The following is a 15,574-nucleotide window of genomic DNA, read 5'->3' on the forward strand; positions in this document are numbered from 1 at the left end:
CGGACCCCGGAGGGCGTGTCACCGGGGACGGGGCCGGCTCTCGACGCCCGTCCCGCGGCTGGGCCTCACCGGCGCGTGGCGGCCTTCGCCTCGAGCTCGTCGGCGAGGGTGCGCAGCGTGCCGAGCTCCCGGGCGATCCGGGAATCCAGGTCGGCGTCCGTGAGCGTCTCCGAGCCGCCGCGGGCACGCAGGTAGAGCAGCTGGCCGAACCGGGCCCGGCGCCACTGATACTCGGCCTCGGCGTCGCGGGCCTGCAGGGCGCGGGAGATCTCCCGGTCGTAGAGCGGCGGCTCGTTGAGCTGACGCTGGCGCACTTCGAGCACCCGGGCCGCCCGGCCTGGCTCGGAGGGGACCTCGTCCGCCTCGAGCAGGCGCCGACCGAGGTTGGCGGCGGCGATGTGCTCGCCCTCCTCGCGCAGGATCAGCGACGCCAGGGACAGCGCGGCCTGGATGGACTTCCACCGCCCCACGGCCCCGTCCCACGGCAGGTTCGTCAGCAGGCCCAGGGTGGCGAGCGTGCCCTCGGTGTCCTCGTGCAGCAGGTAGAGCCGCTCGGCCATGCCGAACACGTCCTCCAGCTGGGAGCCGGAGCGCAGGTTCAACCCGTGCGAGAGCCGGGCCGCGGTGGCGGTCAGCTCGGTGTCCTCGAGGTGGCGCTTGCCGACGGCGACGATCCGCTCCTCGGGGGACCCCGCGTCCACGGGGGAGAAGGTGGTGTCCGGGACGGCCCTGCGCTCCTCCGGGCGGTCCGTGCGGACCCGGATCACGGAGCCGTGGGCGATCTTGACCTCCCGGCCGCCCTCGAGGGTGGCGATCACGAGCGCGGGGGTGCCGAAGTCGTCCCGCATCACCCGGGTCGAGGCCACGGGCGGGGCGGGCTCGCCGCGGCGGGTCAGGAAGCTGTCCCCGGGCTGCACGTCCTGGGACTTCAGATGGCGGAGGTAGCCGCCGACGACCGGTGCCATGCTCAGCGCCCCCATCCCACGTGGGCGAGGGCCTGGCGCACCAGGTCCCCGCGGCCACCGATGAACTCGGCCTGGATGTCCTCGCCGAGGGCCTCCTCGGGGGTGAGCCAGGTCAGCTCGAGCGCGTTCTGGCGCGGCTGGCACTCACCCGTCACCGGCACCACATACACCAGGGCCACGGCGTGCTGGCGGTCGTCCGTCAGCCCGGTCTCGGACGGCGCCGGGAAGTACTCGGCGACGGTGCAGGGGACCACCGACGGCGGCAGCTGCGGGAACGCGAGCGGGCCGAGGTCCTTCTCCAGGTGGCGCATCAGCGCGGCGCGGATGGTCTCCCGGTACTGGACGCGGCCGGAGACGAACGTCCGCTGGAACGTGCCGGTCTCGTCCGCCACGTAGAGCAGGCCGATCTCGGTGACGTAGCCGAGGGAGTCCAGCCGCACCGGGATGGCCTCCACATACACCATGGGCAGCCGACGCCGGGCCTCGTAGAGGTCCTCGTCGGACAGCCAGCCCGGATTCGGGTCGGGGGTGCGCACGCTCATGGTTCTGTTCTACCGGAGTTCCGCGCCGGGGGCACACCGGGTCCCGCGTGTTCCGCTCACCACTTGGCGCGGAAGTACTGCCGGGCCATCGGCACCTGCTCCGAGGGGACGTCGAGGGCGAGGGCGGCCGCGGTCGGCCAGTTCGGGTTCGCCAGGGCGGCGCGACCCACACAGACGGCGTCGGCGCGGTCCTCGTCCACCACGGCCGCGACCTCCTCGGCGCCGGTCAGCGAGCCGACGGCGGACACCACGATCCCCTCGGTGCCCTCCTTCACGGCGGTGGCCAGCGGCACCTGATAGCCCGGGCCCTGAGGGCCCTCGTAGGTGTCCCCGATGCCCGCGGAGGACAGGTCGAACCAGTGCACCTGCCCCTGCAGCTCCTGCGCCAGGCGGACGGTCTCCTCGATGCTCCAGCCGCCCTCGACCCAGTCCGAGCCGGAGATGCGGATGCCGAGGACCTTGTCCGCGGGCCACACCTCGCGCACGGCCGCCACGACCTCCTTGAGGAAGCGGGTGCGGCCCTCGAAGTCCCCGCCGTACTCGTCGGTCCGGGTGTTGGTCAGCGGCGAGAGGAACTGGTGGATGAGGTAGCCGTGGGCGGCGTGCAGCTGCACGGCGCCGAAGCCGGCACGGTCGGCGCGCTCGGCGGCGTCGGCGAAGGCCTGGACGGTCTCCCGGATCTCGTCCACCCGCATCGCGTGGGTGCGGATCTCCATGGAGTTGGTGGCCACGCCGGAGGGGGAGAGGGTCTCCCAGGAGTCGGGGCCCTCGAGGATCGGCTGCCCGGCGGGCGCGCCCGGGTGCATGGGGACGGTCGAGGCCTTGGCGCCGGCGTGGCCGAGCTGGATGGCGGGCAGGGCGCCCTGGGAGGCGATGAACTCGGCGATCGGCGCCCACGCGTCCCGCTGCTCGTCGTTCCACAGGCCGGTGTCCCACGCGGAGATGCGTCCCTCGGGGGTGACGGCGGTGGCCTCGGCCACCACGATCCCGAAGCCGCCGGCCGCGCGGGCGCCCAGGTGCTGGAAGTGCCAGCCGTGGGGGACGCCGTCGCGCGCCTCGCACGAGTACTGGCACATCGGCGGCAGGATCAGGCGGTTGCGCACGCGCACGCCGTTGATCTCGATCGGTTCGAAGATCGCGGGCACGGCGGGGGCGTCGGTCTGCGGGGTGGCGGTCTGAGTCATGCACCCCACCCTACGAGCGGGTCCGGACACGGGAGGGCTCGCGTCCGCCGCGGGCGGAAGGGCGGGCCGGCCCGCGCGACGAGAGAAGTCGTCACCGCTGCTGCGTCCACCCCTACCCTGGGCCCATGCCCTCCTACCGCGCCCGCCTGCAGATCGGCGACCTCCTGCCCGGCCACCGACCCGAAGAGGTCATGGACCTGGCCGAGGCCGCCGTCCAGGCCACGCACGTGCTCGCGGCCAAGGACATCGAGGTCGTCGCGCGCGTCCCGCGGATCGTGCTGCGCTTCACGGTGCCCGGCTCGCACCGGGCCGGCGAGGACGCCGAGGCCGCCGAGGTGGCGCGGCGGATGGCGGAGGCGGTGTCCGGCGTCGCCGTGACGGGCCGGCTGGACGTGCTCCGGCGCGACGGCGGCCGGTGGGTCCCGGTGCCCGCTGGGCTCGGGCGCTGAACGGGGCCGGGCTCAGGCGCCGGCCGGGTGCGGCCGGCGGGCGGCGTCGCGCTCGATCTGGCGGGCCCAGGAGCGGCGCACGGCCGCGGCGGTGACCAGCAGCAGCGCCCCGAAGGCGGCCGCGAGACCCACCCACACGCTCTGCTGCGCCCCGAGCGGGCTGGGCAGCAGGCGGGGCAGGGCGAGGCAGAGCAGGGTCCAGGCCATGCCCAGGGCCACACCCATGCGGCCGCGCCCCCCGAGCACGAGGCGCAGGGCCGCCAGCAGCAGGGCCACCAGCACCAGCAGGGCGAGCAGCTCGGTCGGGAACCAGTCGACGTGCACACCCCAGGCGTGGAGGGCGGCGCCCACCGCGGTGGGTGCGCCGGCGAGGAGGGTGCCCACCAGCACGCCGAGCGCGCCGTCCTCGGCCACCCGTGCGACGCGGCGGGCCGCCGGGCGGGCGCCGAGCCGCCGGACCACACGGAGCATGAGGACCAGGGCGAGCAGCCACGGGACGACGTCGAAGCCCCCGGGGGCCAGGACGGCCAGGGGGAACCACAGCGCCAGCGCCAGCAGGGTCCCCGCGACCGCGCCTCGGATGCGGCGGTGCCGCGGCGACGCGCCCTGGCCCGGCCCCCACTGCCGGAGCACGTACATCCCGGTCAGCAGCCACAGCACCGGCCAGATCGCCGGGTGCAGCGGGGACAGCCCGAACACGCTCGCGTCGGGGCCGTGTCGGCCGTCGGCGGTGAGCGGGTAGGCGCCGGCGTCGAGCGCGGCGAGCCCCGGGACGCGGCCGGCCAGACCGAGGCCCCACGCGCCGGAGAGCACGAACAGCGCCCACACGACGGTCAGCAGCGCCTGGCCGCGTCGGTCCGCAGCGGTCGGTGAGCCGGCCGGCTCCTCGGGCGGAGCGGGGGTGTAGCCGGGGATCAGGGGCAGGGCGCCCGTGACCGGCCCCGCCGGGGAGTGGGCGATGGCCTCGGCCCGGACGGCCTGCGCCTTCGTGGAGAGTCGCTGCCGCCGCCGCCACTCGGGCAGGGCCACCCGGGCTCGGGCGAACAGCTCCTCATCGGTGAGCCGCTCCTCCGGGTCGGACAGCAGCGGCCGGTCGGCGGCGGCCGGGAAGACCTCGGGGCCCTCGAGCTCGCGCGCGGCCCGGGCGAGCGCGCGGGACTCCCGCTCCTCGTGCTCGCGGCGGCGGCGGGCGGCGTCCTCCGCCGCGCGGCGCTCGGCCTCCCGGGCGCGGTCCTCGAGGAGCCGGGCCTGGGCGAGGGCGCGTTCGGCGTGCAGCACGGTGTGGGCGCGGACGCGTGCGGCCTGGCGACGACGTCGCTCGGCCTCGCGGCGGGCGGCCTCCTCCGCCTCGCGACGGCGCCGCTCGGCCTCCTCGGCCCGACGGCGCCGCTCGGCCTCGACGCGTTCGGCCTCGAGGCGACGGCGTTCGGCCTCGGCCGCCTGCCGACGGCGCTCCGCCTCCGCCTCCGCCTCGAGCCGCAGCCGCTCCCGCTCGGCGAGCGCGGCCTCCTCGCGGGCCCGCCGCTCCGCCTGCACGCGGGCGCGCTCGGCGGCGACCTCCGCCTCCCGGCGGCGCCGTTCCTCCCGCTCCCGGCGGCGGGCCTCCGCCTCGGCGGCGGCACGTGCCTTCTCCTCGGCCGCCACCCGACGGCGCCGCTCGGCTTCACGCCGACGGCGCTGCTTCTCCTCCTCGCGGCGGCGGCGGGCCACCCGCGCGGCCTGGGCCCGGCGGGCCTCCTCGTCGAGGCGGGCCTGCCGGCGCTCCTCGGCCGCAGTGCGGCGGCGTGCGGCCTCCGCGGCCTTCTCCGGGTCCCGGCCCGGGGCGGGGAGGATGCGTTCGACCGTGCCGACGAGTGGGTCGGTGAAACGGGCGAGGTCCGGGCTGCCGAGGCGGTCCAGGATCTCGCTGAGGTCCCGGCGTGGGCGCTGTTCGGCGGGAGCGCCCGGAGTGCGCAGGCGGTCCATGGCGCGGTGCACGTCCGCGCGGCGGTCCTCGCGCACGCGGCGCTCGGCGGCGGTCTCGGGTCGGCCCGAGCGCAGGGCGCGCTCGTGACGGCGCAGATCGCGGCGGGAGATCTCCCCGGGCGCGGCCAGGGCGCGGCGGGGGCGCGCGGCGGGGGCACGCGTCGCGTCGTCGTCGGGACGGGGCGCCGAGGCGCCCCGGAGGCGCTCGAGGGCGGCGCGGGACTCGGAGGACGCGTCCTGCATGCTCACCCCTTCCGGCCCCGGCGACGGTGGGCCATGATCCCCGCGATCATCAACCCTGCAAGGGTACCGAACACCATGCCGACCACCGCGGACGCCCACCACGGCAGGCCGGTGGCCCGGCCGGTGATCCAGCCGAGCCCCACCATGGACCCGGACCACGCGAGCGAGCCTGCCCCGGACAGCCACAGGAACACGGGCCAGCGGATCCCGCCGATCCCGGCCGCCGCCATCGACGCCGTCCGCCCGCCCGAGACGAACCGCAGCACGGACAGCCCCGCCAGGCTGCCCGCCGGGCCCACCCGCACCAGCAGGCTCCGGATCCCCCGGTGGATCCGCCGCCACCACGCCCAGCGGTCCAGGCGGTCGGCGAGGCCGTGGCGGAACAGCGCGTAGAGGCCGACGTCCCCGGCCCAGCAGCCCAGCCACGCCGCCAGCACCGCGGCCACGGGAGAGACCCGGCCCTCGGCCGCGAGCGCCCCCGAGCCGATGACCACCACCTCCGACGGGACGGGCGGGATCGGGGCGTCCAGGGCCACGAGGAGCGCGGTGAGCGGGTGGAACCACGCTCCGAGCGCGTCCATCAGGGCGGCCGGGTCCCCGCCCGTCACCGCGGTCGCTCCTGCAGCTGGGCGGGGGAGGTGAACTCCCGCTCCTCGCCCGTCACCGGGTCCGTGAAGCGCAGCGACCGGGAGAGCAGCTGCAGGGGCCGTGCGACGTCGTCCGGGGCGAGGTCGAGCAGGTCCGGGTAGAACGGGTCGAACGCGATGCCCAGGCCCAGGGCGGCCAGGTGGATGCGCAGCTGGTGGGTGCGCCCCGTGCGCGGGGTGAGCCGCAGGTGCGCCACGCGCCGCCCCGCCAGCGTCCCGGCGGAGACGCCGACGCCCAGCAGCTCCACCCGGGACTCGGCGTTCGCCCCGGCGTGGGGCCGGTTCGACCGCCGGGTCCGCACCGGCGCGCCCGCCCGGCGTCCCGAGGCGGCCGGCGGGATCTCCTCCACCACGGAGCGCAGGATCCCCTTGTCCTTGCGGATCCGGCTGCGCACGGTCAGCGGGAACCGCCCCAGGACGGGGTCCGCCGGGGCGCCGGGGCGACGGGCGCCGTCGTCGGGGGCCTCCGGCAGGAGCACCACGGCCTCGTAGGTCTTGGCCACGGCCCGCCGCTCGAAGAGCAGGTGGTAGGCGCCGCGGGTGGCCGGGTTCGCGGAGAACATCACGACGCCGGCCGTCGCCCGGTCGAGCCGGTGCAGGGGCACGAGGTCATCGAGGCCGAGCTCGTTGCGCAGCCGCACCAGCGCGGTCTCCTGGACGAAGCGGCCGCCCGGGGTGGTGGGCAGGAAGTGCGGCTTGTGGATGACCACGAGGTGCTCGTCGCGGTGCAGGAGCGTGTGCGTCACGGGCAGCGGGGCCTCGTCGGGGACGTCCCGGTAGTACCAGAGGTCGTCGTGCACGCCGAGCGGCGTCGCCGGCGTCAGTGCGGTGCCGTCCGCCGCCACGACCTCGCCGCGGGCGAAGCGCGCGCGGATGCCGTCCGGGTCCACGTGACCGAACCGGTGGAGCACGTAGTCCTGCGCGGTGGGCCAGCCGGCGGCGGGCAGGCGCAGGCGCGTGGCGTTGACGCCGTTGCGCGGGGGGAGGGGAGAGGGGACGGCCACGGGTCCATCCTCCCAGCCCGGCGCGGCTGCGTCCGACCGGCGCCGCTCAGTCCGACCGGCCGGGCCGGCCGGAGCCGGTGGTCTCGTCCTCGGCCGGGCCGCGGTCCTGCGGGGTGAGCACCACGACCTCCTCGGCCGGCGCGGCGCGCCCCGTCACCTCGTGCGCCGGGACCGCCCCGCCGACGTCGACCACCACGGTGTCCAGCACCGCGCCCGCGGGGACCTCGCAGTCGCCGAGCAGGAGGCTGCCGCGCACCGTGGCGCCGGCCGCCACGACCACCCCGGGGCCGACCACGCTGTCCGAGACCTCGCCCTCGATCCGGCACCCCGGGCTGAGCAGCGAGCCGGAGACGCGGGCGTCCGGGGCCACCCACGCCGGCGGCGCCTGGTGGGGGTTGGTGATCAGCGGCCAGCCCTCGGCGGCGAGGTCCAGGCCGGTGCCGTCGAGGATCTCCCGGTGGGCGCGGACGTACGCGTCCAGGGTGCCGATGTCCCGCCAGTACCCGACGAGGCGGTGCTCCCGCACGCGTCCCCGCGCCACGAACGCCGGGATGATGCTCTCCCCGTAGTCGCCGAGGGAGGAGCCCACGGGGTCGCCGTCCTCATTGGTCTCGCCCTCGTCCTTGGTGGCCGCCTCGTCCTCGCCCGCCACGAGGTCGCCGACCACCTCGGAGAGCGCGGCGACGTCGAACACGAACACCTCGGTGGCCACGAGTGTGCCCGCCGGGTCCTCCGGCTTGTAGGCGTAGTCGGTCACGGCGCCGTCGTCGTCCACCTGCACGACGCCGAAGCGCGCGGGGTCCTCGTCCGTCTCGGTGGTGACCACGGTGAGCTCGGCGCCGGAGCGGGCGTGCTCGGCCAGCACGGGGCGCAGGTCCAGCTGGTACAGGTGGTCCGCGGAGAGCACCACGACGGTCTCGGCGCCGAACTGCTCCAGCAGCGGCAGCTGCTGGGCGATCGCGTGGCCGTTGCCGCGGGCGAAGCCCTCCTCGGCGCGGCCCTGCGCGGGAGGCAGGAGCCGCAGGCCGTGGCGGGTGCCGTCGAGATCCCACGGCCGGCCGCCGGCCAGGTGCTGGTTGAGCGTGAAGGGGCGGTACTGCTCCACGACCCACACGTCCCGCAGGCGCGAGTGGGCCAGGTTGGACAGGACGACGTCGATCAGCCGGTACTGGCCCGCCAGCGGCACCATCGGCTTGGCGCGGGCCGCGGTGAGCGGCATGAGGCGGCCGCCGGTGCCGCCGGCCAGCACGAGCGCGACGACGGCGCCCTCCGGGTCCTTGGGGAACGGGTCGGCCATGGCTCCTCCTCGGGTCGGGGCGGGTTCAGCGTAGGGAGCGGGGAGGACACGCGGCCACCGTTCGGGCGCGTCCGGGTCAGCGCTGGCAGTGCGGACACCACCACAGCCGCCGCGCGTCGTCCTCGGGGGAGCCGTAGTCCTCCTGGCGGACGGGGCCGCGGCAGCGCAGGCACGGGGTGCGGTCGTGCCCGTAGACCCAGTACGACGGCGTCCCCCCGCCACGCGCGCCGGGCGTCCGGCCGGGTGCCGTGTCGGGTGACGGACCGGCCGGGACCAGCACCTCGACCCCGAAGGGTCGCGCCGGGTTCGGACGCACGCCCGTGGTCCGGCGCCGGGCGCCCGCGGCGGGGGCGGCGGGCGGGACGTTGGCGCGCAGCAGGTCCCGGGCGAGCAGCACGAGTCCGGCGACGTCCTCGACCTCGCCGATCGGCCGGTGCGGGTCGATGCCGGCCAGCAGGAGGGTCTCGCAGCGGTAGATGTTGCCGATCCCGGAGACGAGCCGCTGGTCGAGCAGGGCCAGGCCGACCGGCCGCTCGGGCCGGGCCGTGAGCCGCCGCATGCCCTCGGCGAGCAGCGCGGCGCCGTCGTCGGGCGTGTCCCAGGCCGGGTCCAGCAGGTCGGGGCCGAGGTGGCCGAGGACGGCGGCCTCGTCGGCGGTGGGCACGAGGGTGAGCAGGCCCAGCTGGGCGCCGAGCACGCGGTGCTCCGCCGTCTCCAGCACCGCCCGCACCTGCCAGGCGGGGGCACCCCACCGCGCGTCGAGGGCGGAGACGAGCCAGCGCCCCTCCATCTTCAGGTGCGAGATCAGGGTGAGCGGCCGGGCCCCGGGGCGGGCCGCGGGCGGGGTCAGCCGCATCAGCAGGTACTTGGCGCGCGGCAGGACCTCGGCCACCGTCCAGCCGGTCAGGTCCGCGGTGGCGTGGCGGGGCACGCGCAGATCCGCGTGCGTCAGGGGCCGGCCCTCGAGCACGGGGCGGAGCCGATGCGCGACGCGGACGAGGGAGTCGCCTTCAGGCACGGGCCGTCACCGGCTCAGGCCGCGTTGAGCTGCCAGGTCACGCCGAAGCGGTCCCCGACCCACGCGAAGCGGCGGGAGAAGCCGTAGTCGTCGGGCGGCATGCAGTCACGGCCACCGCCGGCGAGGAGCGCGTCGTGGACCGCGTCCACCGCGGTGGCGTCCGGCAGCTCGACGAACAGGCTGATGGCCGGGGTGAATGTGAACCCGTGCGGGGTGAAGGAGTCGAAGAAGCGCAGCCGCTGGCCGGCGATCTCGAGCTCGCCGTGCAGGACCTTGCCCGCCCATTCGGCGCCGCGCGGGGAGGAGTCGTCGAAGAGGTCCCGGCGGACCTCGGTGACCGGCAGGTGCTCCACGAACGCGGTGAGGTAGGCGTCCATGGCCGCACCGGCGTCACCCTCGAACAGGAGGAACGGGGTGACGGAGGGGTCCGAGGGGTGCGGCAGGGAGTCCTCGAGGGCCTCGGGGGCGGGGGACGTGCCCGTGGGGGCGGTGCCCACGTCCTCGGGCGGGGCGGCGTCGATGCTCATGGGCCGAACCTACCCCCGGGCCCCGCCTCCGCGACAGGGCCACCCCGGGCAACGCGGGTTGGGTTGTCGCGGGTGTTCGACGGCGGGACCCGTGACAACTCAACCCGCGTTGCGGACGGACAGACGGGCACGAGTTCTCAGTTCCGGAACCGGATGCCCGATGGGCTCGAGTAGAACCCCGCGGCCAGCAGCGCCTCGGCCAGCGGCGTGCCGAGCACGGGCCCGCCGTTGACCTTCTCCAGGCTCAGCCGCTCGGTCCGGCCGGGCCGCAGCGCCCACACAAGCGCCTCCGCCGCGGCCCGCAGCTCGCCCGGATCCTCCGTGAACGCGAGCAGCGTGCGCCCGCCGCGCTCCATGTAGAGGGCCAGCCGCCCCGCGATCAGCACGACGACGGCGCCCGCCTTCCGGCCCGGGCGATGGCCCGTGGGCACGACGCCGTCCGGCCCGGCCGGCACGGACGGCCAGTCCAGCGCGGCGCCGTAGGGGTTCGCCGGATCCGTCGCGGCCAGGGCGAGGGCGAGCGGGGCGGCGTCGACGGCGGCGTCCTCCTCGTCCCGCTGGAACCCGCGCAGCCGATCCACCACCGCGCCGGTGGAGAACTGCGCGCCGCCCAGCCCGTCGACGAAGTGGCCGCGGCGCACCTGGCCCGCGTCCTCCATTCGGGTGAGCAGCCGGTACTGCCCCGCGAACCCGCCGGGGACCTCCTCGGCCACCACGGAGCCGCGCGTGATCACGCCGTACCGGTCCAGCAGCAGCTCGGCGGTGGCGTGGGCGCGGATCGTGGGGTCCTGCTCGGCGGCGGGCAGCAGGGACCAGCGGCCGGCCGAGCGGGCCTGTTCGGCGGCCGAGAGCCCGACGGTCCCCGCCGTGAGGCCGGCCGAGCCCCGGGCGCCGCCCTCGGGCGAGGTGAGCCCCGCGTACCGGCCCCGCCCGCGCACCCCGGCCAGCCGCCCGCCGAGCCCGCGCCCGGCCGCCGCCCCCGCGGCCCCGCCCGTCCGCGCGGTGCGGGCCCGCGGCGTCTGCCGGCCGGTGCGGTGCGCGGTCTTGCCGAGCGAGAGCAGGCCGCGGACGGGGGCGAACGTGTCGTTGCCGACCCGGCCGTCCCACACCAGGCCCCACAGCGCGCCCAGCACCGCGGGTCCGCGGGCCAGGTCGGCCGGGTCGCGGTGCGGGTCGGGCCCGACCGCCCCGCCCGCAGCCCCCGTGCCGCCGTCGCCGGCCGCCGCCTGCACCGCCCGCACCCGCTCCACGAGCTGGGGGAAGAACCAGGCCCCGCCGCCGGCGAGCACCTCGAGCACGGCCGCGCGCAGGGCGGCGTCGGCCGGCGTCTCCTCGGCGGGCTCGGGCAGGCGCAGCGTGAGGTCCACGGCGTCGGCGGGGTGCAGCGCCACCCAGCCGTCGTTGCCGGTGGCCTCCCCGACGCCCGACCACACGTACTCGCCCGTGGCCAGCAGCTCGTCGAGCAGGGCGGGGGCGTAGTCCCGCACGCGGGCGGGCAGCACGAGGGACTCCCACGCGCTCGCGGGCAGGGGCGTGCCGGCCAGCTGGTCCAGGACGGTGGCCACCCCGTCCACGCCCTCGAGCGTGGCCGGCGGCCGCCAGGCCCCGTCGCGCCCCGTCCGCGGCCGCAGGTGCTGCCAGTCGGCGAGGAACCGGGCGTACGCGGCCTGGTCCACCGGCTCGACCTCGGCGCGCAGCGCGGCGAGGGAGCGCATGCGGATCCGCCGCAGCACCTCGGCGTCGCACCACTCGGCGTCCAGGCCGGCGGCTCCGGGGGTGCCCTCCGGCCGGAACGCGCCCGTGCTCACGCGGCGCTCGGTGGCCAGGCGCTGCAGCACCGACAGCACGACGGCGCCCCCCAGTCCCAGCGCGGCCCCCGCCTCGGCGGCGGTGAAGGGGCCGTGGGTGCGGGCGTAGCGGCCCACGAGGTCCCCGAGCGGGTCGTCGACCGGGTCGAGGAACGCGGTGGGCACTCCGTGCGGGATCGGCGTGCCGAGCGCGTCCCGCAGGCGGGCGGCGTCCTCGACGGCGGCGAACCGCTCGACCCCGTCCTGGCGCAGGCGGAACGCGCGGCCGGCGCGCTCGAGCTCCGTCAGCATCCCGGCGACGGCGGCCTCGTCCGCGGCCTCCTCCGCCTCCGCCTCCCCCTCGGGGCGTGTGCGCCGCGCGGCCTCCGCCGCGGACAGCGGGCCCAGCAGGCGCAGCAGGTCCGCCACGCCCTCGCCCCCGCGGGCGCGCCGGTCGGGCGCGAGCCGCTGCAGCTGGGCCTCGACCTCCGCGATGACCTCGGCGTCGAGCAGCTCGCGCAGCTCCTCCGTGCCCAGCAGCTCGGACAGCAGTGCCGGGTCGAGGGAGAGCGCGGCGGCGCGGCGCTCGGCCAGCGGGGAGTCGCCCTCGTAGATGAACTGGGCGATGTAGCCGAACAGGATGGACTGGCTGAACGGCGAGGGCGCCGTCGTCGTGACCTCCACGAGCCGGACGGCGCGCGAGGCCACCCGCCCCGCGAGCTCCTTGAGCGCCGGGAGGTCGTAGACGTCCTGGAGCACCTCGCGCACGGTCTCCAGGATCACGGGGAACCGCGGGTGCTTCCGTGCCACGTCCAGCAGCTGCGCGGACCGCTGCCGCTGCTGCCACAGGGGGGTCCGCCGCCCGGGATCACGGCGCGGCAGCAGCAGGGACCGGGCCGCGTTCTCCCGGAACCGGGCCGCGAACAGCGCAGACCCGCCGACCTCGGCCGTGACGATCTCGTCCAGCTCCTCGGCGGTGAACTCGAACAGCTCCGCGCCCGGCGGCTCCGCGTCCATCAGCGGGATGCGCAGCACGATCCCGTCGTCGGCGGCCATCGCCGCGCCCGAGCCGGTCTCCAGCCCGTACCGCTGCGCCAGCCGTGCCCCCACCGCGAGCGCCCACGGGGCGTGCACCGCCATGCCGTAGGGGGAGTGCAGCACCACGCGCCAGTCGCCGAGCTCGTCCGTGAACCGCTCCACCACGAGCGTCTGCTCGGTGGGCAGCACCCCGGTGGCCTCGCGCTGGTCCTTCAGGTAGGCCAGGAGGTTGTCCTGCGCCCACGGGTCCAGGCCCGCGGCGGCCAGGCGGGTGCGGCCTGCCTCGGGGTCCGCGTCCAGCTCGCGGCGGAAGCGCCCGACGGCGTCGCCCAGCTCCGCCGGCCGGCCCGCGGCGTCGCCCCGCCAGAACGGGAGCTTGCCGGGCTGCCCGTAGGCGGGCAGCACCAGGACGCGGTCCGCGGTGATGTCCACGATCCGCCAGCTCGTGGCGCCCAGCAGGATGACGTCCCCCACGCGGGACTCGTAGACCATCTCCTCGTCGAGCTCGCCGACCCGGCGTCCGCCGGAGCGGGCCGAGCCCGCGGACGCGGCGCCCGCGGACTCGGCGGTGTCCCCGGCCGCCGCGCCGCCGGGGGTGCCGTCCGCGCCGCCGTCGGAGGCCAGGAACACCCCGAACAGGCCGCGGTCCGGGATGGTGCCGCCCGAGGTGACCGCGAGGCGCTGGGCGCCGGGGCGGGCGGCGAGCGTGCCGTTCTCCCGGTCCCACAGGATGCGCGGGCGCAGCTCGGCGAACTCGTCCGAGGGGTAGCGGCCGGCCAGCAGGTCGAGCACGGACTCGTAGGCGGAGAACGGCAGCGTCGCGAACGGCGCGGACCGGCGCACGAGGTCGAACCACTCCTGTGCATCCAGGTCCGCGACGGCGACGGCGGCCACGGTCTGCTGGGCGAGGATGTCCAGCGGGTTGGCGGGGATCCGCAGAGACTCGATGCGCCCGGCCGTCATGCGCTCGGCCACGACGGCGGTGTCCACGAGGTCGCCCCGGTGCTTGGGGAAGAACACGCCCCGGGAGACCTCGCCCACCTGGTGGCCGGCACGGCCCACGCGCTGCAGACCGGAGGCCACCGAGGGCGGCGACTCCACCTGGATCACCTGGTCCACCGCGCCCATGTCGATGCCCAGCTCGAGCGAGCTCGTGGCCACGACGCAGCGGATCTGGCCGGTCTTCAGCGCCTCCTCGACGATGGCGCGCTGCTCCTTGGACACGGAGCCGTGGTGGGCGCGGGCGAAGTCGGAGACGGTGCCCGATCCGGTGCCGGTCTGCCCGGCCACCTGGGCGGGGCCGTGGAAGCCGGTCGGGTCCGGCGTGCGGAAGCCGGGGACGGCGTCCGGGTGCTCGGCCGCGGCGGCCGCCTCGGCGCGGGCCTCCCAGATCTCGTTGAGCCGGCCGGTGAGGCGCTCGGCCAGGCGCCGGGAGTTGGCGAACACGAGCGTGGAACGCCGCTCGGCCACCAGGTCCACGATCCGCTCCTCGACGTGCGGCCAGATGGACCCGCCCGTCACCGCGCCCTCGTCGCCGAGCCCGCCCGTCGAGGAGCCGGGGCCCAGGTCGTGGGCGGCGGCGGGGGAGGAGAGGTCCGTCAGGTCCGGCACCGGCACCGTGACCGTCAGGTCCCAGCGCTTGGCCGAGGCGGGCCGCACCACCGTCACCGGCTGCGTGCCGCCGAGGAACCGGGCCACCTCGGCGGCCGGCTCGACCGTGGCGGACAGGCCGATCCGCTGCACCGGCGTGTCCAGCAGGGTGTCCAGGCGTTCGAGGGAGACGGCCAGGTGGGCGCCGCGTTTGGTCCCGGCCACGGCGTGCACCTCGTCCACGATCACCGTGCGGACCCCGGCCAGCGCCGCGCGGGCCTGCGAGGTGAGCATGAGGTACAGCGACTCGGGCGTGGTGATGAGGATGTCCGGCGGATCCTGCTGCAGGCGCCGTCGCTCGGCCGCCGGGGTGTCTCCGGAGCGCACACCCACCCGGACGCGCGGCACGGGCCTGCCCTGGTGTGCGGCGGTCTGTGTGATGCCCACCAGCGGGGCCCGCAGGTTCCGCTCCACGTCCACGCCGAGCGCCTTCAGCGGCGAGACGTAGAGGACGCGGGTGGCCGCCGTCCCCTCGGCGGCGGGCTCGCGCACGAACGAGTCGAGCGCCCAGAGGAAGGAGGAGAGGGTCTTGCCTGAGCCGGTCGGCGCGATCACCAGTGCGTGCCGCCCGGAGGAGATCGCGTCCCACGCGCCGAGCTGGGCCGGCGTCGGGGCCTCGAACGCGCCCGTGAACCAGGCGCGCGTGGGCTCGGTGAACCGGCCCAGGACGACGTCGGCCGCGGGCGTGGCCGTGCCCGCTGCGGTCTCCGCGGGCCCGCTCATGCGTGGTGGTACGGTCGGCCGGCGGAGATCTCCTGGGCTCGGTAGACCTGCTCCGCCAGGATCAGCCGCACGAGCTGGTGCGGAAAGACGAGCGGGGACAGGGACCAGACGCGGTCCGCGCGGGCGTGGACCCGGGCGTCCACCCCGTACGCGCCTCCGATCACCATCGTCACCGGGGCGCCGACGTCGAACCGGCTCTGCAGGTGCCGCGCCAGACCCGGCGAGTCGAACGCCGTCCCCCGCTCGTCCAGCAGGATCAGGTGCTCGTCCGCGCCGACCGCGCCCAGGATCCGGTCCGACTCCTCCGTGCGCGCCGCCTCCTCCTGCCGCGCGGAGTGCGGCAGCAGACGCCACGAGGGGTCGTAGGGCTTCTTGAGGCGCCGCTCGTAGCGGTCGATCCCGTCGACGACCCACGCCTCATGCTTCTTGCCGATGGCCAGCACCCGAACAGACATGGCCCCATGATCGCACCGGCCGCGGACACGGTACGGGGGTCGGCCCCCGCCGCTCGGTTACGCTCGCCGGGGCGGGGTGC

At 76.8% G+C, this 15,574-nt stretch carries 12 protein-coding genes; 1 reads left to right on the forward strand and 11 read right to left on the reverse strand.

Annotation, left to right across the window (positions count from 1 at the left end; translation table 11 throughout):
* Positions 1-65: 65 nt before the first annotated feature.
* Genes AUV08_RS11385 through AUV08_RS11395 form a run of 3 tightly spaced genes read right to left on the reverse strand, consistent with a single transcriptional unit; the run spans position 66 to position 2,691 of the window.
* The gene (locus tag AUV08_RS11385; RefSeq protein ID WP_231862097.1) at positions 66-965 is read right to left on the reverse strand and encodes a DUF6707 family protein; all 900 of its coding nucleotides are present in this window, start codon (positions 963-965) and stop codon (positions 66-68) included.
* Positions 966-967: 2 nt separating this feature from the next.
* Complete coding sequence (locus AUV08_RS11390) at positions 968-1,507, reverse strand: NUDIX hydrolase family protein (RefSeq protein ID WP_036316089.1); 540 nt, start codon at positions 1,505-1,507, stop codon at positions 968-970.
* 56 nt (positions 1,508-1,563) lie between these two features.
* Entirely contained in the window at positions 1,564-2,691 is a 1,128-nt protein-coding gene (locus AUV08_RS11395) for an NADH:flavin oxidoreductase/NADH oxidase (protein ID WP_036339859.1), read from the reverse strand.
* 125 nt (positions 2,692-2,816) lie between these two features.
* Here AUV08_RS11395 and AUV08_RS11400 point away from each other — a divergent pair, with 125 nt between their 5' ends.
* Positions 2,817-3,140 carry a hypothetical protein gene (locus AUV08_RS11400; protein WP_036339857.1) on the forward strand — a complete coding sequence of 108 codons (324 nt, stop codon included), beginning with the start codon at positions 2,817-2,819 and terminating at the stop codon, positions 3,138-3,140.
* A 12-nt stretch (positions 3,141-3,152) separates the two neighbouring features.
* Here the strand turns inward: AUV08_RS11400 and AUV08_RS11405 are convergent, their stop codons facing one another.
* From AUV08_RS11405 to AUV08_RS11440, 8 genes are all read right to left on the reverse strand, one after another.
* On the reverse strand, positions 3,153-5,348 hold the full coding sequence (locus tag AUV08_RS11405; protein WP_061873252.1) for a hypothetical protein: 2,196 nt from the start codon (positions 5,346-5,348) through the stop codon (positions 3,153-3,155).
* A gap of 2 nt (positions 5,349-5,350) precedes the next feature.
* Positions 5,351-5,956, reverse strand: a complete 606-nt coding sequence (locus tag AUV08_RS11410) for a DedA family protein (RefSeq protein WP_060775810.1) — start codon at positions 5,954-5,956, stop codon at positions 5,351-5,353.
* Entirely contained in the window at positions 5,953-6,999 is a 1,047-nt protein-coding gene (locus tag AUV08_RS11415; protein WP_061867525.1) for a pseudouridine synthase, read from the reverse strand. Before AUV08_RS11415 ends, AUV08_RS11410 begins: the two co-directional genes overlap by 4 nt.
* A gap of 46 nt (positions 7,000-7,045) precedes the next feature.
* Positions 7,046-8,296: a glucose-1-phosphate adenylyltransferase family protein gene (locus AUV08_RS11420; protein WP_061873253.1), complete on the reverse strand. Its 1,251-nt coding sequence runs from the start codon at positions 8,294-8,296 to the stop codon at positions 7,046-7,048.
* Positions 8,297-8,372: 76 nt separating this feature from the next.
* On the reverse strand, positions 8,373-9,314 hold the full coding sequence (locus AUV08_RS11425; protein WP_041102847.1) for a DNA-formamidopyrimidine glycosylase family protein: 942 nt from the start codon (positions 9,312-9,314) through the stop codon (positions 8,373-8,375).
* A gap of 14 nt (positions 9,315-9,328) precedes the next feature.
* Positions 9,329-9,841: a VOC family protein gene (locus AUV08_RS11430; protein WP_061867523.1), complete on the reverse strand. Its 513-nt coding sequence runs from the start codon at positions 9,839-9,841 to the stop codon at positions 9,329-9,331.
* 137 nt (positions 9,842-9,978) lie between these two features.
* Positions 9,979-15,039: an ATP-dependent helicase gene (locus tag AUV08_RS11435; protein WP_061873254.1), complete on the reverse strand. Its 5,061-nt coding sequence runs from the start codon at positions 15,037-15,039 to the stop codon at positions 9,979-9,981.
* Complete coding sequence (locus AUV08_RS11440) at positions 15,036-15,494, reverse strand: 23S rRNA (pseudouridine(1915)-N(3))-methyltransferase RlmH (RefSeq protein ID WP_197459311.1); 459 nt, start codon at positions 15,492-15,494, stop codon at positions 15,036-15,038. The genes AUV08_RS11435 and AUV08_RS11440 overlap by 4 nt, the downstream gene beginning before the upstream one ends.
* Between the last annotated feature and the right edge of the window lie 80 nt (positions 15,495-15,574).

Origin of the sequence: Micrococcus sp. CH7 (assembly GCF_001595485.1) — a bacterium.
Classification (GTDB): domain Bacteria; phylum Actinomycetota; class Actinomycetes; order Actinomycetales; family Micrococcaceae; genus Micrococcus; species Micrococcus luteus.

Excerpts from the sequence above, each read along its gene's own strand:
- AUV08_RS11420 (WP_061873253.1), bottom strand. The coding sequence starts at position 8,296 with ATGGCCGACCCGTTCCCCAAGGACCCGGAGGGCGCCGTCGTCGCGCTC.
- AUV08_RS11405 (WP_061873252.1), bottom strand. The coding sequence starts at position 5,348 with ATGCAGGACGCGTCCTCCGAGTCCCGCGCCGCCCTCGAGCGCCTCCGG.
- AUV08_RS11395 (WP_036339859.1), bottom strand. The coding sequence starts at position 2,691 with ATGACTCAGACCGCCACCCCGCAGACCGACGCCCCCGCCGTGCCCGCG.
- AUV08_RS11385 (WP_231862097.1), bottom strand. The coding sequence starts at position 965 with ATGGCACCGGTCGTCGGCGGCTACCTCCGCCATCTGAAGTCCCAGGAC.
- AUV08_RS11430 (WP_061867523.1), bottom strand. The coding sequence starts at position 9,841 with ATGAGCATCGACGCCGCCCCGCCCGAGGACGTGGGCACCGCCCCCACG.
- AUV08_RS11440 (WP_197459311.1), bottom strand. The coding sequence starts at position 15,494 with ATGTCTGTTCGGGTGCTGGCCATCGGCAAGAAGCATGAGGCGTGGGTC.
- AUV08_RS11400 (WP_036339857.1), top strand. The coding sequence starts at position 2,817 with ATGCCCTCCTACCGCGCCCGCCTGCAGATCGGCGACCTCCTGCCCGGC.
- AUV08_RS11435 (WP_061873254.1), bottom strand. The coding sequence starts at position 15,039 with ATGAGCGGGCCCGCGGAGACCGCAGCGGGCACGGCCACGCCCGCGGCC.
- AUV08_RS11390 (WP_036316089.1), bottom strand. The coding sequence starts at position 1,507 with ATGAGCGTGCGCACCCCCGACCCGAATCCGGGCTGGCTGTCCGACGAG.